Origin of the sequence: Streptomyces sp. NBC_00250 (assembly GCF_036192275.1) — a bacterium.
In the GTDB taxonomy this organism is placed as follows: Bacteria; Actinomycetota; Actinomycetes; order Streptomycetales; family Streptomycetaceae; genus Streptomyces.
This window is the reverse complement of the sequence record NZ_CP108088.1, coordinates 5,942,611-5,958,664: the sequence shown is the minus strand read 5'-3', so window position 1 is coordinate 5,958,664 and position 16,054 is coordinate 5,942,611. Positions and strand designations below refer to the sequence as shown.

13 protein-coding genes are annotated in these 16,054 nt (G+C 71.2%); 3 read left to right on the top strand and 10 right to left on the bottom strand.

Going from position 1 to position 16,054, the window contains the following annotated elements:
• Positions 1-42 precede the first annotated feature (42 nt).
• The 3 genes from OG259_RS26975 to OG259_RS26965 form a co-directional block, all read right to left on the bottom strand.
• Positions 43-1,380: an esterase-like activity of phytase family protein gene (locus OG259_RS26975; RefSeq protein ID WP_328944608.1), complete on the bottom strand. Its 1,338-nt coding sequence runs from the start codon at positions 1,378-1,380 to the stop codon at positions 43-45.
• Between the two features lie 140 nt (positions 1,381-1,520).
• Entirely contained in the window at positions 1,521-2,435 is a 915-nt protein-coding gene (locus OG259_RS26970; protein WP_328944607.1) for a hypothetical protein, read from the bottom strand.
• A 130-nt stretch (positions 2,436-2,565) separates the two neighbouring features.
• Positions 2,566-4,257: a DUF2079 domain-containing protein gene (locus OG259_RS26965; RefSeq protein ID WP_328944606.1), complete on the bottom strand. Its 1,692-nt coding sequence runs from the start codon at positions 4,255-4,257 to the stop codon at positions 2,566-2,568.
• A 52-nt stretch (positions 4,258-4,309) separates the two neighbouring features.
• Here OG259_RS26965 and OG259_RS26960 point away from each other — a divergent pair, with 52 nt between their 5' ends.
• Positions 4,310-5,464 carry a winged helix DNA-binding domain-containing protein gene (locus tag OG259_RS26960; RefSeq protein ID WP_328944605.1) on the top strand — a complete coding sequence of 385 codons (1,155 nt, stop codon included), beginning with the start codon at positions 4,310-4,312 and terminating at the stop codon, positions 5,462-5,464.
• A gap of 100 nt (positions 5,465-5,564) precedes the next feature.
• Here OG259_RS26960 and OG259_RS26955 read toward each other — a convergent pair whose 3' ends face one another.
• Genes OG259_RS26955 through kdpF form a run of 4 tightly spaced genes read right to left on the bottom strand, consistent with a single transcriptional unit; the run spans position 5,565 to position 10,109 of the window.
• Positions 5,565-6,239: a potassium-transporting ATPase subunit C gene (locus OG259_RS26955; protein ID WP_328944604.1), complete on the bottom strand. Its 675-nt coding sequence runs from the start codon at positions 6,237-6,239 to the stop codon at positions 5,565-5,567.
• A gap of 5 nt (positions 6,240-6,244) precedes the next feature.
• Complete coding sequence (gene kdpB / locus OG259_RS26950; RefSeq protein WP_328944603.1) at positions 6,245-8,350, bottom strand: potassium-transporting ATPase subunit KdpB; 2,106 nt, start codon at positions 8,348-8,350, stop codon at positions 6,245-6,247.
• Positions 8,347-10,011, bottom strand: a complete 1,665-nt coding sequence (kdpA, locus tag OG259_RS26945; protein ID WP_328944602.1) for a potassium-transporting ATPase subunit KdpA — start codon at positions 10,009-10,011, stop codon at positions 8,347-8,349. The genes kdpB and kdpA overlap by 4 nt, the downstream gene beginning before the upstream one ends.
• Before the next feature lie 8 nt (positions 10,012-10,019).
• Positions 10,020-10,109, bottom strand: a complete 90-nt coding sequence (kdpF, locus tag OG259_RS26940) for a K(+)-transporting ATPase subunit F (protein WP_150264922.1) — start codon at positions 10,107-10,109, stop codon at positions 10,020-10,022.
• Between the two features lie 452 nt (positions 10,110-10,561).
• Here kdpF and pucL point away from each other — a divergent pair, with 452 nt between their 5' ends.
• Positions 10,562-11,479: a factor-independent urate hydroxylase gene (gene pucL / locus OG259_RS26935; protein WP_328944601.1), complete on the top strand. Its 918-nt coding sequence runs from the start codon at positions 10,562-10,564 to the stop codon at positions 11,477-11,479.
• A 9-nt stretch (positions 11,480-11,488) separates the two neighbouring features.
• Here pucL and crcB (OG259_RS26930) read toward each other — a convergent pair whose 3' ends face one another.
• Both crcB (OG259_RS26930) and crcB (OG259_RS26925) read right to left on the bottom strand, forming a co-directional pair.
• The gene (crcB, locus tag OG259_RS26930) at positions 11,489-11,842 is read right to left on the bottom strand and encodes a fluoride efflux transporter CrcB (protein WP_328944600.1); all 354 of its coding nucleotides are present in this window, start codon (positions 11,840-11,842) and stop codon (positions 11,489-11,491) included.
• Positions 11,839-12,282: a fluoride efflux transporter CrcB gene (crcB, locus tag OG259_RS26925; RefSeq protein ID WP_328944599.1), complete on the bottom strand. Its 444-nt coding sequence runs from the start codon at positions 12,280-12,282 to the stop codon at positions 11,839-11,841. Before crcB (OG259_RS26925) ends, crcB (OG259_RS26930) begins: the two co-directional genes overlap by 4 nt.
• Positions 12,283-12,645: 363 nt before the next feature.
• On the opposite strand from crcB (OG259_RS26925), the gene OG259_RS26920 reads away from it, so the two are divergent.
• Positions 12,646-13,908 carry an IS701 family transposase gene (locus OG259_RS26920; protein ID WP_328944598.1) on the top strand — a complete coding sequence of 421 codons (1,263 nt, stop codon included), beginning with the start codon at positions 12,646-12,648 and terminating at the stop codon, positions 13,906-13,908.
• Between the two features lie 33 nt (positions 13,909-13,941).
• Here OG259_RS26920 and OG259_RS26915 read toward each other — a convergent pair whose 3' ends face one another.
• The gene (locus tag OG259_RS26915) at positions 13,942-15,972 is read right to left on the bottom strand and encodes a helix-turn-helix domain-containing protein (RefSeq protein WP_328944597.1); all 2,031 of its coding nucleotides are present in this window, start codon (positions 15,970-15,972) and stop codon (positions 13,942-13,944) included.
• Between the last annotated feature and the right edge of the window lie 82 nt (positions 15,973-16,054).

The following is a 16,054-nucleotide window of genomic DNA, read 5'->3' as shown; positions in this document are numbered from 1 at the left end:
GGACCTCCCGCCCCTGGCGCCGTCCCTCGCGTACGGCTGCGGTCAGCGGAGGCGGCGGGGCAGGTGGACGCGGACCAGGGTGGTGTCCACGTCGCTGTCGACCAGGCGGCCGTTCGCGTCGAAGGCCTCGGGGCCGTCCGTCATGCCGAAGTCGTTGTCGTTGAGGAGGACCAGGGTCGACGGGCCTTCGACGGCGATGCCCTCGATCTTTCCGGGGACGCCCTCGACCGTGTTCAGGTCGACCACCAGACGCTTGGCGAGGAACGGGCCGTCGGCGGCCGTCTCGTCGTCGAGCTGCTCCAGGGTCGGGGCGGCCGTGGTGTCCCAGGTGGTGCCGAGGATGTTCGAGCCGCGGCGGAGGCGTACCTCGTAGACGCGGGAGGACTTGTCCGTGCGCTCCTGGACGAGGAGGCGGTCGCCGCCCGACGCCACGACGGAGGAGATCTTCAGCTCGGACGTCTTCGTCTGGCCCGGCTCGACGACGCCGACCTGGTCGAAGCGGTACGCGTACTCCGCCGTGACCCTGTTCTCGCGGGTCGAGAAGCGCAGCAGGCGGGTGCTACGGGAGTCCTCGCCGGACGCCTTGTCGGGGTTGAGCAGCGGGCTCTGGAGGGCCATGACCAGGTCGCCGCCGGGGAGCAGCGCGAGGCCCTCGAAGCCGCGGTTGATCTTGCGCTTGAGGAAGACGGCCGGGAGGGACTCGATCACCGGGTAGTCGGCGCCGGTCAGACCGAGGCCCTTGGGGACGTGCCGGGCGAGCACCCGGCCCTTGGCGGAGACGTGCACCAGCGACGGGCCGTACTCGTCGACCAGCCAGAAGCTGCCGTCCCGGTCGCGCACGAGGCCCTCCGTGTCGAGGCCGTTCGCGTTGTACGGGAGCGGGGTCGTGGCCCTGTAGTCGTACGGGGCCTCGTCGCGGCCCGGCTGGTTGGGCAGGCCCGTGACGGGGGCGCCGGAGGTCGTGGTGAGCGGGATCGCCTTCAGCACCTGGATCCGGTCGCCGACCGCGCGGACCTTCACGATCGCCGGGTCGAAGCCGGGGACCGGGAACGTCCGCCGCTTGTCCTTGCCGACGGCTATCTGGCCGTTGGGGCCCCGGTCGGTGACCGTCCAGTACTCGCCGCGCCGCTCGGCCGGGTAGAGGTCGCTGCCGATGCCGCCCAGGTCGACGTCCCGGTCGTCGTCGACGCTGCCGGGCAGCAGGCCGTTGCTGAAGGCGGCCAGCGGGATGTCCGGCAGGGTCGAGGTCGAGACGACCCGGGCGGCGGAGCCGTGCCGTGCGGGCTCCGCCTCGGCCGTACCCATGACCACCGAGAGCGCGAGCGCGGTGGACAGGGGCAGGACCACGGTGGCGGGCCGGCGCAGGAGGCGCGGAATCATCTGAACTCCCTTGAACACGTGGAATGTCGCCCGTGGAGGCGCCTCATGGTCCAATTCCGGCCACAACGGCGGGCATCGTGTTCGCGACGGCGAGGGGAGTCCTGGGTGAACGCGTGGCTCCACTCCGGAGGAATCGGGGCTCAGTAGCGGTCGAGGATCAGCTGCGTCTTGAGGATGTCCCCGTGGTACAGCCAGCCGTTGGCCTCGGCGACGGCGATGGCGTCGTCGTGCAGGTCGGCCGCGTCGGCGTGGGAGTCGGTCTTGAACGACAGCTCGACCACGTACTCCGTGCCCGTCCCGCCCGCCCCGACGACCGGCAGCACCTCGATGCTCGCGTCGTCCGAGGCGCCCCACGCTCCGCCGTACACCTTCGCCGTCACGGGACCGTGGGCGCGGGAGGCCTGGAGGGTGGTCTTGCCCCAGGCCGCGCTGCGCCAGTCCTCCAGCTTGCCCGGGATGTCGTCGACCAGCCAGGTGCGGCCGGTCGTACTCGTCGGCATCGCCGTGCCCGAGTAGCCCGTGGCGCTGTGGCTCTTCTCGGTGCTGAAGCTGAGCGTCTGCTTCGCGTAGCCCCAGTCCACCTCGGCGTCGTAGTTGGTGTCGCCGCTGTCGAAGCCGGCGGCGTTGGCCGTGGTGAGCGCGGCGTCGATGTTCCCGTCGGTGACCGGGAAGCGCTTCTTGTACGTCTCCTCGAACGAGGACCCGGACTTGTGACGGAGCCGGACGCTCCAGCCCTCGGCATCGAGTGCCAGGGCGTCGGTGTCGTAGTAGCTGTAGGAGCGGGACTTGGCCGAACCGGTGATCCCGAAGGCCGACTTGACCGCCGAGGTCGGGGCGTGGGACGCGTCGAGCGCCACCGCGGTGAGGTTGATCTTCACCTCGTACGTCGGGACGGCGTTGCTCGCGGCGTACGCCGGGGAGGTCGGGGCGAGGAGCGCGACGGCGACGGCGAGGGCGACGGCGGAACCGACCGCGGCCGGGCGCGCGGCCCGCGCGGTGGACGCGCCGGTGGACGTACCGGTGGACGTACGGGCGAACGTACGGGTGAAGGTCATGCGGCGATGGTCACGAGGGAGGGTGAGAACCGTGTGTCTCCCGGAGGTGGGTTCGGTGAACCGGCGGCGTCGGGCCACCTCTCCTCTCGGTCCCTCCCCCGGGCGTCTCCCGGTCCTCTCTTCCGTGCGGCTACCGCAGCAGGAGGCTCGTGCCCACGTCCCCGGGTACGGCCTCGCGGATCGGGGTGCTGTCCGGGCCCGGGAGGCGCATACCGGGGATCGGGGTCCGGGTGGTGCGGTGGAGGAGGACCGTGCCGTCCTCCTGCCAGACCCGCGTGTAGCCGTGGGCGAGGAGGAGTTCGACCTGTCGGCGCTGGTCCTCGGTGGAGGCGAAGGGGAAGGTGCGGTCCTTCACCCGGAGGAGGAACCAGTCGGCGCCGCGCGGGGTCCCGTCGGCGATCACCACGTGCGTACGGGCGGTCAGGCGGGGCGCGATGGTGTTGTCCGCCTCCACCGTGGCGCCGTCCGGGATGAGTTCGGCCGCCGTGGCTAGGGGGCGTTTGTCCGGGGAGGGCTGCCAGAAGTCCGGGCGGACGAGGAGGCCGAGACCGAGGCCGACGGCGGCCGCCGAGGAGAGGGCGATCCCCGTGATCGCCCACCGACGGGACAGGATTCCCCCCTTCCGGTGCAGCCGCCCCAGCGTTTCGAGCGCCGCCGTCAGGAGGATCGGCCACAGGAAGGCGTCGTAGTGGTTGATCACGGGCCAGTGGTTCGGGTTGTCCGAGAGGACCCGTTCCGCGAGGAGCGGTAAGGCGAGCAGGAACGTCGGGGAGCCCAGCGGGAGCAGGGCCAGGGTGCCCAGGATCCAGGCCACCATGGCGACCTTCACCGCCGGGGCGACGGCGACCTGGAGCAGCACCCACGGCTCGGTGAGGACACGGGCCAGGGCGGCGCCCGGGTCGGCGCCGAGGCTGCCGTACGACCAGTAGTAGCCCTCGGGGCCGCCCATCGCAGGCAGGAACCAGCTGATCACCACGGCGGACACCAGCGGTCCGGCCAGGGCCAGCCCGACCCCCGTGATCCTGCCCGTGCGGTGGCCCGCGCGATGGGCCCGTACCGCCAGGACCAGGCCGAAGGCGCCGACGACGAGGCCCATGTCCTCCTTGGCCGTGCACAGCAGCGCCGCCCAGCAGGCCGCCGCGCCGTACCGGTGGGCGAGGCCCCGTTCCAGCATGAGGAGGGTGAACGGGACGGCGAAGGCCACCTCGTGGAAGCCGTTGTACGAGGCGTTCAGGAGCGGCCATCCCAGGGCGTACACCAGGCCGCCGAGGTCCGCCGCCCTCCGTACCGTGCGCGGGTCCGCGCCCGCGAAGCAGTGGCGGGCGATGCGGCGGACCACCGGCACGCCCACCGCGAACAGCGCGGCCTGCGCGAGGACCAGGACCCGCGGGTCGTCCCACACCCAGTACAGCGGCGCGAGCAGGGCCAGCGCCGGGGTGAAGTGGTCACCGAGGAGGGAGAAACCGGGCGGGAACTCGTGGTGCACGTTCTTGATCGGCGACCTCGGCAGCTCGAAGTGCGCGTACGCGCGGACCGCCTGGTCGAAGATGCCGAGGTCGAAGCCGGTGAGCCGCATGGCCGTCCAGGACTGCAGCCCGAGGCCGCAGCAGACGAGGAAGCAGAGGACGGTGAGGGCGATCCCCCTGCTCGCCGCCCCGCGCCCGCGTGACGCGGCCTCGCCGCTCCCCTGCGCCCGTGTCCCCGGTGTGCGTGGCGCGGCATCCGGACCGGCTTGAGGGACGACCGGCGTACGCGCACGTGGCACGCGGGCCGTTTCCTCCGGCTGCGGTCGTACGGGTGTGCGCGTCGATATCTCCCCCATGGCCAAGACCCTACGGTGTGTGTTCGACGCCCCGGGGAGGGAGAATCGCGCCATGGTGATCAGCGCGCGCGCCCTCAACCGTTCCACCCTGGCCCGGCAGTTGCTGCTCGACCGGGTGCCGATCGGCGTCGAGGACGCCGTACGGCGGGTGGTGGCGCTGCAGGCGCAGCAACCCGGTTCGCCCTACGTGGCGTTGTGGAACCGGGTGGCGGACTTCGATCCGGCGCGGCTCGACAAGGCCGTGGCGGGCTTCGAGTTGGTCCGGTCGACCCTGATGCGGCTCACGCTGCATCTGGTGCACGCCGAGGACTACCGGGCCTTCCGGGAGGGCATGGAGCCGACGCTGCGCGGTTCACGGCTCCACGACCCCCGGTTCAAGGCGGCGGGGTTCACGGCCGGCGACGCCGACGCGCTGCTGCCCGAACTCCTGGCGTACGCCGGGGAGGCGACGCGGACCGGGGCCCAGATGCGGGAGCGCCTCGAAGCGGCGCGGGGCGGGCCGGTGGACGCCGTGGTGTGGCGGATGATCCGGCAGTACGCGCCGCTGTGGCACGCGCCGACGGGGCCGCCGTGGTCGTTCGGGGCGGCGCAGGCGTTCGTGACGGCGAGCACGCCGCTGCCGGTGCTGGGCGACCCTGAGGCGGCGACGGCGGGACTCGCCGTGCTGATCCGGCGCTATCTGGAGGGCTTCGGGCCCGCGTCCGTACCCGACATGGCGCAGTTCACCCTGGCGCCGCGAGGGAAGGTGCGCGAGGCGCTACGGCTGCTCGACGGCCACCTGGAGCAGCTGGAGGGGTCCGACGGGACCGTGCTCCACGACGTGCCCGGGGCGGTCCTGCCCGACGAGGACGTCCCGGCACCGCCCCGGCTGATGGCGATGTGGGACAGCATCCTGCTGGCCTACGCGGACCGCAGCCGCGTGATCCCGGCCGAGTACCGCAAGCACGTGATCCGCGTGAACGGCGACACGCTCCCGACGCTGCTCGTCGACGGGTACGTGGCCGGCGTCTGGCGTCCCGTCGAGGGAGGCATCGAGGCCTCGGCCTTCCACCCGCTGCCCGCCCGGGTCTGGGCGGAACTCGCGAGCGAGGCCGAGGCACTCGACGGCTTCCTCGCCGCCCGGGACCCCCGCGTCTACAGCCGCTACGACCACTGGTGGGTCAAGGGGCTCCCGGCGGCCGAGACCCGGATGCTCCCGGGCGCCTGACCGGCGCGGTTCAGCCACCGGGGCTCCCGGAGGGGCTGTTCCAGCCACCGGGGCTCCGGGCGGGGACTGTTCAGCCACCGGGGCTCCCGGCAGGGCCTGTTCAGCCCTTCGCCGTCGCCAGCTGCTTGAGGGCGATGTTGAGCTGGAGGACGTTGACGCGGGGTTCGCCGATGAAGCCGAGGATGCGGCCGTCGGTGTGGTCGGCGACCAGCTTGTCGACCGCCGCGACGGTGAGGTGGTTCTCCTCGGCGATGCGGTGGACCTGGAGCTTCGCGTACTCCGGGGAGATGTGCGGGTCCAGGCCGGAACCCGAGGACGTGACGGCCTCGGCGGGGACGTCCGACGGCTTCACCTTGTAGTCGGCCGTCGAGTTGTCCTTGATGACGGCCGCCTTGGCGTCCTTCACCCACTGGACCAGGTCCGCGTTGTCGCCCGAGCGGTTCGTGGCGCCGGACAGGATGATCGAGTACTGGGTGTTGACGCTGTTGGAGCCCAGGCCGTTCGACGGGCGCGGCTGGAACCACTTCAGGTCCGGGGCCGCCGTCTCCTCGCCGTCCTTCAGCGGGAGGTTGTAGGTCTGGCCGATCAGTTCCGAGCCGACGACCTTCCCACCCGCGTCCTTGATCTCGGAGCCGTCGGCCTTGTCGGGGAAGGCCACTTGGGCGATCCCTGTGACGGCCAGCGGGTAGAGGACACCGCACACGACGGTCAGGACGAGCAGGGCGCGGAGGCCGGCCCAGAGCAGACGTCCGGTGCTTCCTACGGAGTTGTTCATGATCGTCAGCCGATTCCGGGAATGAAGGAGATGAGGAAGTCGATGATCTTGATGCCGATGAACGGGGCGCCCAGGCCGCCCAGGCCGTAGATCCCGAGGTTCCGGCGGAGCATCGAGTCCGCGCTGCTCGGGCGGTAGCGCACGCCCTTCAGGGCGAGCGGGACGAGGGCCACGATGATCAGGGCGTTGAAGATGACCGCGGAGAGGATCGCCGACTCGGGCGAGGACAGGCCCATGATGTTGAGCTTGTCGAGCGACGGGTAGGCGACGGCGAACATCGCGGGGATGATCGCGAAGTACTTCGCCACGTCGTTGGCGATGGAGAACGTCGTCAACGCACCCCGGGTGATCAGGAGTTGCTTGCCGATCTCGACGATCTCGATGAGCTTGGTCGGGTTGGAGTCGAGGTCGACCATGTTGCCGGCCTCCTTCGCGGCCGACGTGCCCGTGTTCATCGCCACGCCGACGTCCGCCTGCGCGAGCGCGGGCGCGTCGTTCGTACCGTCGCCGGTCATCGCGACCAGCTTCCCGCCCGCCTGCTCCCGCTTGATGAGGGCCATCTTGTCCTCGGGCGTCGCCTCCGCGAGGAAGTCGTCGACGCCCGCCTCCTCGGCGATCGCCTTCGCGGTCAGCGGGTTGTCACCCGTGATCATGACCGTCCTGATGCCCATGCGGCGCAGCTCGTCGAACCGCTCCCGCATGCCCTCCTTGACGACGTCCTTCAGGTGGATGACACCCAGGACCCGCGCGCCCTCGCCGTCCTCCAGAGCCACCAGCAGCGGCGTGCCACCAGCCTGGGAAATCCGGTCCGTGAGCGCCTGCGCGTCCTCGGAGACACTGCCGCCCCGCTCCTTCACCCACGCCACGACCGAACCGGTCGCGCCCTTGCGGACCTTCCTGCCGTCCACGTCCACGCCCGACATCCGGGTCTGCGCCGTGAACTCGACCCACTCGGCGCCGACCAGCTCGCCCTGGTGGCGCTCGCGAAGGCCGTACTTCTCCTTCGCCAGGACCACGATCGAGCGGCCCTCGGGCGTCTCGTCCGCGAGCGACGACAGCTGGGCGGCGTCGGCCAGTTCGGCCTCCGTCGTCCCGGCGACCGGCGCGAACTCCGAGGCCTGCCGGTTGCCGAGCGTGATCGTGCCCGTCTTGTCCAGGAGCAACGTCGACACGTCACCGGCCGCTTCGACCGCGCGCCCCGACATGGCCAGGACGTTGCGCTGGACCAGGCGGTCCATGCCCGCGATGCCGATCGCGGAGAGCAGCGCACCGATGGTGGTCGGGATCAGGCAGACCAGGAGCGCCGTGAGGACGATGAGGGAGGTCTGCTCGTCGGCGCCCGCGTAGATCGCGAACGGCTTCAGGGTGACGACGGCGAGCAGGAAGACGATCGTCAGCGACGCGAGCAGGATGTTGAGCGCGATCTCGTTCGGCGTCTTCTGCCGGGCCGCGCCCTCGACCAGGCTGATCATCCGGTCGATGAAGGTCTCACCCGGCTTCGTCGTGATCCTCACGACGATCCGGTCGGAGAGGACCTTCGTGCCGCCCGTCACCGCGCACCGGTCGCCACCCGACTCGCGGATGACCGGGGCCGATTCGCCCGTGATCGCGGACTCGTCGACCGACGCGACGCCCTCGACGACGTCACCGTCGCCGGGGATGATGTCGCCGGCCTCGCAGACCACCAGGTCGCCGATCTTGAGCTCGGTGCCGGGCACCCGCTCCTCGTGCGTGCCGATGATCCGGCGCGCCACGGTGTCGGTCTTGGCCTTGCGCAGGGTGTCGGCCTGCGCCTTGCCCCGGCCTTCCGCAACGGCCTCCGCCAGGTTGGCGAAGATCGTGGTCAGCCACAGCCAGGCGGTGATCGCCCAGCCGAACCAGTCCCCCGGGTTCATGACGGCGAGGACGGTGGTGACGATCGAGCCGATGAGCACCACGAACATGACCGGCGACTTGATCATCACGCGCGGGTCGAGCTTCCTGATCGCGTCCGGGAAGGACGTGACCAGCTGCTTGGGGTCGAACAGTCCGCCGCCGACGCGTCCGGCCTCGGCCGGTCGGCCGCTGGGTGCCTCCGGCTGCGGAGGCCGGGTGGGAGTGATGGTGCTCATGCTGCGAGCCCTTCGGCGAGCGGTCCCAGCGCGAGCGCCGGGAAGTAGGTGAGACCGGTGATGATGAGGATCGTGCCGACCAACAGGCCCGTGAACAGCGGCTTCTCCGTGCGCAGGGTGCCCGCCGTCTCCGGCACCGGCGTCTGCTCGGCCAGCGAACCCGCCAGCGCGAGCACGAACACCATCGGGAGGAACCGGCCGAGCAGCATCGCGATGCCGATCGTCGAGTTGAACCACTGCGTGTCCGCGTTCAACCCCGCGAACGCCGAACCGTTGTTGTTGGCACCCGAGGTGTAGGCGTAGAGGATCTCCGAGAAGCCGTGCGCGCCGGAGTTCGTCATCGAGTCCGCCGGCGTGTCCAGCGCCATCGCCACCGCCGTGAAGCCGAGGACGAGAGCGGGGGTGACCAGGATGTAGCAGGCCGCGAACTTGATCTCGCGGGTGCCGATCTTCTTGCCCAGGTACTCCGGGGTGCGGCCGACCATCAGACCGGCGATGAACACCGCGATGACCGCCATGATCAGCATGCCGTAGAGGCCGGAGCCGACACCGCCGGGCGCGATCTCGCCCAGCTGCATGCCCAGCATCGTGATCCCGCCGCCGAAACCGGTGTACGAGGAGTGGAAGGAGTTCACCGCTCCGGTCGAGGTCAGGGTGGTGGCGACCGCGAAGATCGACGAGCCGCCGATCCCGAACCGGGTCTCCTTGCCCTCCATCGCCCCACCGGCGATGTCGAACGCCGGGCCGTGGTGCGCGAACTCCGTCCACATCATCAGCGCGGTGAAGCCGAGCCAGATCGTGGCCATCGTGCCGAGGATCGCGTACCCCTGCTTGATCGAGCCGACCATCCGGCCGAACGTCCGCGTCAGCGCGAACGGGATCACCAGGATCAGATAGATCTCGAAGAGGTTCGAGAGCCCGTTGGGGTTCTCGAAGGGGTGGGCCGAGTTGGCGTTGAAGTATCCGCCGCCGTTCGTGCCCAGCTCCTTGATGACCTCCTGCGAGGCCACCGCCCCGCCGTTCCACTGCTGCGTCCCGCCCATGAACTGACCGACCTCGTGAATGCCGGCGAAGTTCTGGATGGCGCCACACGCGACCAGCACCAGAGCGCCGATCACCGAGATCGGGAGCAGGATGCGGACCGTGCCCCGGACCAGATCGGTCCAGAAGTTGCCCAGCTCACCCGTACGGGACCGGGCGAAGCCGCGGACCAGGGCGACCGCGACCGCGATGCCCACGGCCGCCGACACGAAGTTCTGCACCGCCAGGCCGCCGGTCTGCACGACGTGGCCCATGGCCTGTTCGCCGTAGTACGACTGCCAGTTGGTGTTGGCGACGAACGAGGCGGCCGTGTTGAAGGCCTGGTCCGGGTCGATCGACACGAAGCCGAGCGAGCCGGGCAGCGAGCCCTGCACCCGCTGCAGGAGATACAGGAACAGCACACTCACCGCGGAGAAGGCGAGGACACCGCGCAGATAGGCGGGCCAGCGCATCTCCACCGACGGATTCGCGCCGATGCCCTTGTAGATCCACTTCTCGACGCGCAGGTGCCTGTCGGAGGAGTACACCCTCGCCATGTAGTCACCCAGCGGCCGGTACGACAGACCCAGCGCGACCAGGAGAGCAAGGAGCTGGAGCACTCCAGCAAGAACGGGACTCATATCCGTGCTCAGAACCTCTCCGGCTTGACGAGGGCGAGGACGAGATAGACCAGCAGGGCGGCGGCCACGAGCAGACCGACGATGTTCTCGGCACTCACAGCTTGGCCACCCCCTTGGCGATGAAGGCCACCAGCGCGAAGACCGCGATCGTGGTGACGACGAAGGCCACGTCGGCCATCGTGAGCTCCCGGATGCAGGAAGAAGGAAGAACGGATTCTCGGACGAGACGAGGAAACCTCTCCCCGGCTGCTTCGCCGCCTCCGTTGACGTGCCCCTAACGCCGTCAATGCCCGTCTTGACGCGTCCCGTACGTACGGGTGACCCGGCCCACGGGTTTCGGGCTCCCCCTGGTTCGGCGCTCACCCATTGCCAGTGGCCGGAAGGGGACATATCTTCGAGCGAAACCTACGGACCGGGATGCTCGTCAGTCCCGGGGCGGCCCGCCGTTCACGGGTCGGACGGCGGGGAGCGGACCCTCAGGGACGACGGGGGCGCTGGACGCCGGGCGTACGGGATATCCGTATCCACGTACCCGCAGGAGCTGAGCAGCATGAGCAAGCACGTCCTGGCGCAGAACCAGTACGGCAAGGCCGAGAACCGCATCGTCGCCGTGACCCGCAAGGGCGACGACGGCGCATGGCACGAGATCCGCGACCTGAACGTGTCGGTGGCGCTGCGCGGTGAGTACCGCGACGTCCATCTGACCGGCGACAACGGCAACTGCCTGCCGACCGACACCACCAAGAACACGGTCTACGCCTTCGCCAAGGAGCACGGCGTGGCCTCCCCCGAGGCCTTCGGCATCCTCCTGGCCAAGCACTTCGTGACCTCGCAGCCGGTGATCCACGAGGCGCAGATCCGGGTGGAGGAGTACGCCTGGGAGCGGATCTCGGTACCCACCCGCAAGGAGCAGCACTCCTTCGCCCGCAAGGGCCAGGAGGTCCGCACCGCGCAGATCACCTACTCGGAGAACACCGGTCTCCAGGTCCTCTCGGGCCTCAAGGACCTCACCGTCATGAACTCGACGAACTCCGAGTTCCACGGCTTCATCAAGGACAGGTACACGACGCTCCAGGAGGCGTACGACCGGATCCTCGCCACCAAGGTCACCGCCCGCTGGGCGAACTCGGCCCCGGCGGCGGCGGACGAGGAGCACGACTGGGACCGCTCGTACCAGAAGGTGCGCCGGCACATGCTGGAGGCGTTCGCGGAGACGTACAGCTACTCGCTCCAGCAGACGCTGCACGCGATGGCCGACCGCGTCCTGGACAACGTCTCCACGGTCAACGAGGTCCGGCTCAACCTGCCGAACAAGCACCACTTCCTGGTGGACCTGGAGCCCTTCGGCCTCAAGAACGACAACGAGGTCTACTTCGCGGCGGACCGGATGTACGGCCTCATCGAGGGCACCATCCACCGTGACGGCGTGCAGCCGGTGATCGCGACCAGCGACTGGATCACCGCCTGAGGAACCGGATCACCACAGCCTGGCCGTCTCCACTCCCAGCCATACGGCTCCGAGTCCGGCGGCCAGGCTCGCGGCGACGTTGAGCGCCGCGTACCCCTTCGCCCCGCCCTCGTACAGCTTCAACGTCTCGTACGAGAAGGTCGAGTACGTCGTGAGCGCCCCGCACAGGCCCGTGCCGAGCAGCAGATGGAGCTGGGCCGACGTCACCCCGGTGAGCAGTCCCAGGACGAACGAGCCCACGACGTTCACCGTGAACGTGCCCCAGGGGAAGCCGGGGCCGAAGCGGGCACGCGCCGCACGGTCCGTGAGGTAGCGCAGGGGCGCGCCGACGGCGGCGCCCGCGACGACCAGCAGCCAGTTCACGCGCGCCCCACCCGGCCCCGTCCCACCCTGGCGTGCGCGGCCCTGGCGCCGGCGACGCCGGCCCAGACGGCGGCGAGCGCGGTGACGAGGGTGCCGCCCAGGTAGAGCAGACCGCGCGTCGGGTCCCCGGCGCTCAGCAGCCGCTCCGTTTCGAGGCTGTACGTCGAGAAGGTGGTGAACCCGCCGCAGAATCCGGTGCCCAGGAAGGGGCGGAGGAGCGGGTGCGGGGGCGCCGTCGACCATTCGGTCGGCCGCTCCGTCAGCAGGACCATCAGGGTGCCGAGGAGCGCGCACCCGATCACGTTCACCGTGAACGTGGTCCACGGGAAGGCGCTTTCGGGGGTCGGCCAGACGAGTCCCGCGCCGTAGCGGGCGGAAGCGCCGAGCGCGCCGCCGGCGGCCACCACCGCGACGACCGGCAGTTCCGCGCGCAGCCCCATGGCCGCAAGCCTAAGCGGGACGGTTCAAGGCGAGGCGCACAGGCGCGGCCCCCGGCCTGGGGCATTAACCGGGGTCCGGCCTGTGCAGCCTCGCTCTGCGATGGTCCGGCCACGCCCTGCGACGGGTCAAAGCGGGGCCGCCGAGTGTGTCAGATCCCCTGCGGGGTATTCCGGAGGGCCCTGGCGGGGCTCCGTGCGGGGTGGGTGGAGACGGCTGTGACCTGCGACGACACGGCGGGAGGTGGTCCGGCCACCATCCGGCGGCCGATTCGGGTGCCGGGTACACCTCGTCCCCGGGGGTGGTGTCGGGCGACGGTGGTGGAGCAGCGGGAGGGAGCTGCGCAACCTTCGGGCAGGAGTGTCGTGAGTACATCCGTCGCAATCAAGCGCAGGGCCGTCACCGGGGCTGTTCCTCCGGCTGTCCCCCTGGGCGTCGTCAGGTCCGTCGGCGCGGCCGGCTCGCGCGAGGACGTCTACGCCGAGCTGTGTGCCGCGCTGTTCTCCGGCTTCCCGCGCCGTGACCAGCGTCTGAAGGCCGAGCAGTACCTGCACGGCCTGCTCACCGCGCAGGGCCGCAAGTCCATCCGTAACATCGCCGCGCAGATAGGCGGTCCCGCCGCCGAGCAGAGCCTGCACCACTTCGTGTCCAGCTCCACCTGGGACTGGCAGCCGATGCGGGCGTCGCTGGCCCGGTACCTGGAGCGGAACAGCTGCCCGCAGGCCTGGGTGGTGCGGCCGATGCCGATCCCGAAGGCCGGGGAGCACTCGGTGGGCGTGGACCGGCGCTTCGACCCGGAGCGCGGGCAGGTCTTCCACGGCCAGCAGGCGTTCGGCGTGTGGTTCGCGAGCGACGAGCTGAGCGTCCCCGTCAACTGGCGGCTGTTCCTGCCGGACCCCTGGGTGAACGACCGCACGCGGCGCGACCGCGCGGAGGTTCCCCAGGAGGCCGGCGAGGAGACCCTGGAGGAGTGCGCGGTGGCGGCGGCGCTCGACACCGCCCGCTGGCCCGACGTGACCCGCAAGCCGGTGCTGCTCGACATCCGGGGCGGCGCGGGGCGGGCGGCCCTCACCCGGCTCGCCGGGGCCGGGGTGCCGGTCGTGGCCCGGATCGGTCCGGGCTCCCGGCTCGCGATCGCCGACCGTTCACTGCCCGGTTTCGGGGCGGGCCCGCTGTCCGCGCTGCAGATCCTGGAGTCCCTCAAGGGCCTGCGCAGGCCGGTGAGCTGGGTGGACACGGTGGCCGGTGCGCGGACCTCGCGGACCTCGCTCGCCACGGCCGTCCGGGTGGCACTGCCCACGCCGGGCGGGGAGCGGATGCGGCCGCTGGTGCTGCTCGGCGAGTGGGACGACCCGCGGCGGCCCCCGGCCCGGGTGTGGATCAGCGATCTGACCGGTTCGCCGGTCGGTTCCCTGCTGCGGCTCACCAAGCTGGCCCGCCGGGTGGAGCGGGACTTCGTGGAGGTCGGCGAGGGGGCGGGGCTCCGGGACTTCGTGGGCCGTTCGTTCCGCGGCTGGCACCGGCACATCACGCTTGCCTCGGCGGCCCACGCGGCGACGGCCATGTCGTCCACCGACTGGGAGGCGTCCTACGGCTCCGGTTACGGATCGGGGCGTACGGCGAGCTGACCCGGCCGGGCGATCGGGTGCCGCGCTCCGGCGTCAGACACCGCGCTCCGGCGGACCCGGCAGCGGTCGGACCGGGTCCGTCGTGGCGCGGCCCCTGGCCAGGACCTCCCGGGTTCGCTGGAGGCGCAGTGCCAGCTGGACCTCCAGGACCTGGCCCGGTTTCTGCCACTCGGGGCCGAGGAGTTCACCGATGCGTTCCAGGCGGCGCGAGACCGTGTTGGGGTGGACGTGGAGCGCCTCGGCCGCGTTCGTGGGGCTGCCGCCGGAGGCGAAGTACGCCTCCAGGGTGTGGGTGAGGTCGGTGAACCTCTCGGCGTCGTAGTCGAGTACGGGTCCGATCGCCGCCTCGACGAAGCCGTCGACGTCGTTGTCGTCGGAGAGCAGCAGCCCGAGGAAGCCCAGGTCCTGCACGGAGGCCGCCGAGCCGGTGCCGCCTAGCGCGCTCATCGCGTCGAGGCAGCGTCCGGCCTCCTGGTGCATCCGGGCGACGCCGTCCGGGCTCCAGCCGGGGCCGGCGGCGGCGACGGAGACGGGGTGTCCGAGCAGCGGGGACAGTTCCGCGGCGACGGCCTTGGCGGCGGCCGAGGCGTCGATGCCCGGGAGGAGCAGCACGATGCAGCCTCCCTGCACGGTCTTCAGACCGCTGAGCCGGTACGCGTACGAGGACGCCCACACCACGGCCCTGCCCTGTTCGCCGCCCTCCGGTCGTGCGAGCACGAGGACGTGCGGTTTGCGCAGGTCGACGCCGAGGCGGCGGGCGCGCTGGGCGATCTGCTGGGGTGCGTGCGGCGGGTCGGCGATGAGGTCGTCGAGGAGTTCGTCGCGGACGGGGCCTTCGGCGACGGCGGTGGAGCGGCGCATGAGGAGGAGGAAGGCGACGGACTGGGCGGCGAGTTCGAGGAGTCGCTCGTCCTCGCCGGTGAGGCCGCCGGCGGCGCGGATGACGAGGCCGCCGAGGTCCTCGGAGCCGGCGATGACGGGGGCGACCCAGGTGTCGTCGTCGGCGAGGACCGGGCGGCGGCGGGCGTGCGCGTCGAGCGAGGCCTTGGCGACGGCCTCCTCGTCGAGGCCGGGTATGTCACCGGCCGTGGCGAGGGACTGGCCGCCCTGGTCGCGGATCGTCACGGTCGCGTCGAGGGCGTCGGCGGCGGCCTTGGCGACGCTGCCCAGGTCGCCGCCCGCGAGGACGAGGTTCATGATGCGGCCGTGGGCCTCGCTGACGTGTCGCATCCGGGTGAGGCTGGTGCGGACCCGGGAGCTGTCCCGTTCGAGTTCGGAGACTTCGGCCCGGGTGCGGTCGAGGAGTCCGGCCTTCTCGACGGCGAGTGCGGCGAGGTCGGCGAGGGCGGAGAGGAGTCCGATCTCCTCGGCGGTGTGGTCGCGGACGCGCCGGTCGGCGCCGTGGAGTACGCCGATCACGGTGTCGCCGCTGCGCAGCGGCGCGGCCATGATCGCGTGCAGGTCCTCGGTGCGCAGGGCCGCTTCGGCGGCCTCGTCGAAGGCCGGTGCGTGGACGCCCGCGTCGAGGGAGCCGGAGGGGGCGAAGCGTTCGTCGGCGAGGTAGTCGGCTGTCCAGACGGCTTCGCCGTGCAGCTGGACGGCGCCGGCCAGCCCGTACCCCTCGGCGATCCTGAGTCCGGGGGTGAGCCGCGGGCCCTCGGCGCGGCCGGGGCGGGAGCCCTCGGTGGTGTGGACGTAGCAGGCTCCGTGCGGGCCGCGCAGGGTCACGTACGCGAGGTCGAGGCCGAGGAGCCGGCGGGCGCGGCGGGTGATGACGCGCAGCAGGCTGTCGAGGTCGTACGAGAAGGTCAGGTCGCGGGCGGTGTCGGTGAGGGTGGCGAGCCCGGCCTCGCGGCGCGCGTCCTGCTCGCGTCCGGCGTTCACCTCGGCGGCGAGGGCGACGGCCCGTTCGAGGCGGTCGAGTTCCCCGTCGGCGAGTCCGGAGAGCCGGGCCTCGTCGAGGAGGCCGTCGAAGTCGGTGGCCGGGGCCCGTCGGGCGAGCAGTTCGAGGACCGTGAGCAGCGCGTCGGCACCACCGGCTCCGTCCGCGCCGTGCAACGTCATGGCCCCAACCCCCGTAGTCGAGCGAAATCGGGCACCTAGGAGGAAACCCGCACTGCTCGCCGAAACTAATTCGGCTTCGGGA

Excerpts from the sequence above, each read along its gene's own strand:
- crcB (WP_328944599.1), bottom strand. The coding sequence starts at position 12,282 with ATGGGGCTGCGCGCGGAACTGCCGGTCGTCGCGGTGGTGGCCGCCGGC.
- OG259_RS26970 (WP_328944607.1), bottom strand. The coding sequence starts at position 2,435 with ATGACCTTCACCCGTACGTTCGCCCGTACGTCCACCGGTACGTCCACC.
- OG259_RS26960 (WP_328944605.1), top strand. The coding sequence starts at position 4,310 with ATGGTGATCAGCGCGCGCGCCCTCAACCGTTCCACCCTGGCCCGGCAG.
- kdpA (WP_328944602.1), bottom strand. The coding sequence starts at position 10,011 with ATGAGTCCCGTTCTTGCTGGAGTGCTCCAGCTCCTTGCTCTCCTGGTC.
- OG259_RS26915 (WP_328944597.1), bottom strand. The coding sequence starts at position 15,972 with ATGACGTTGCACGGCGCGGACGGAGCCGGTGGTGCCGACGCGCTGCTC.
- pucL (WP_328944601.1), top strand. The coding sequence starts at position 10,562 with ATGAGCAAGCACGTCCTGGCGCAGAACCAGTACGGCAAGGCCGAGAAC.
- OG259_RS26955 (WP_328944604.1), bottom strand. The coding sequence starts at position 6,239 with ATGAACAACTCCGTAGGAAGCACCGGACGTCTGCTCTGGGCCGGCCTC.
- kdpB (WP_328944603.1), bottom strand. The coding sequence starts at position 8,350 with ATGAGCACCATCACTCCCACCCGGCCTCCGCAGCCGGAGGCACCCAGC.
- OG259_RS26975 (WP_328944608.1), bottom strand. The coding sequence starts at position 1,380 with ATGATTCCGCGCCTCCTGCGCCGGCCCGCCACCGTGGTCCTGCCCCTG.
- OG259_RS26965 (WP_328944606.1), bottom strand. The coding sequence starts at position 4,257 with ATGGGGGAGATATCGACGCGCACACCCGTACGACCGCAGCCGGAGGAA.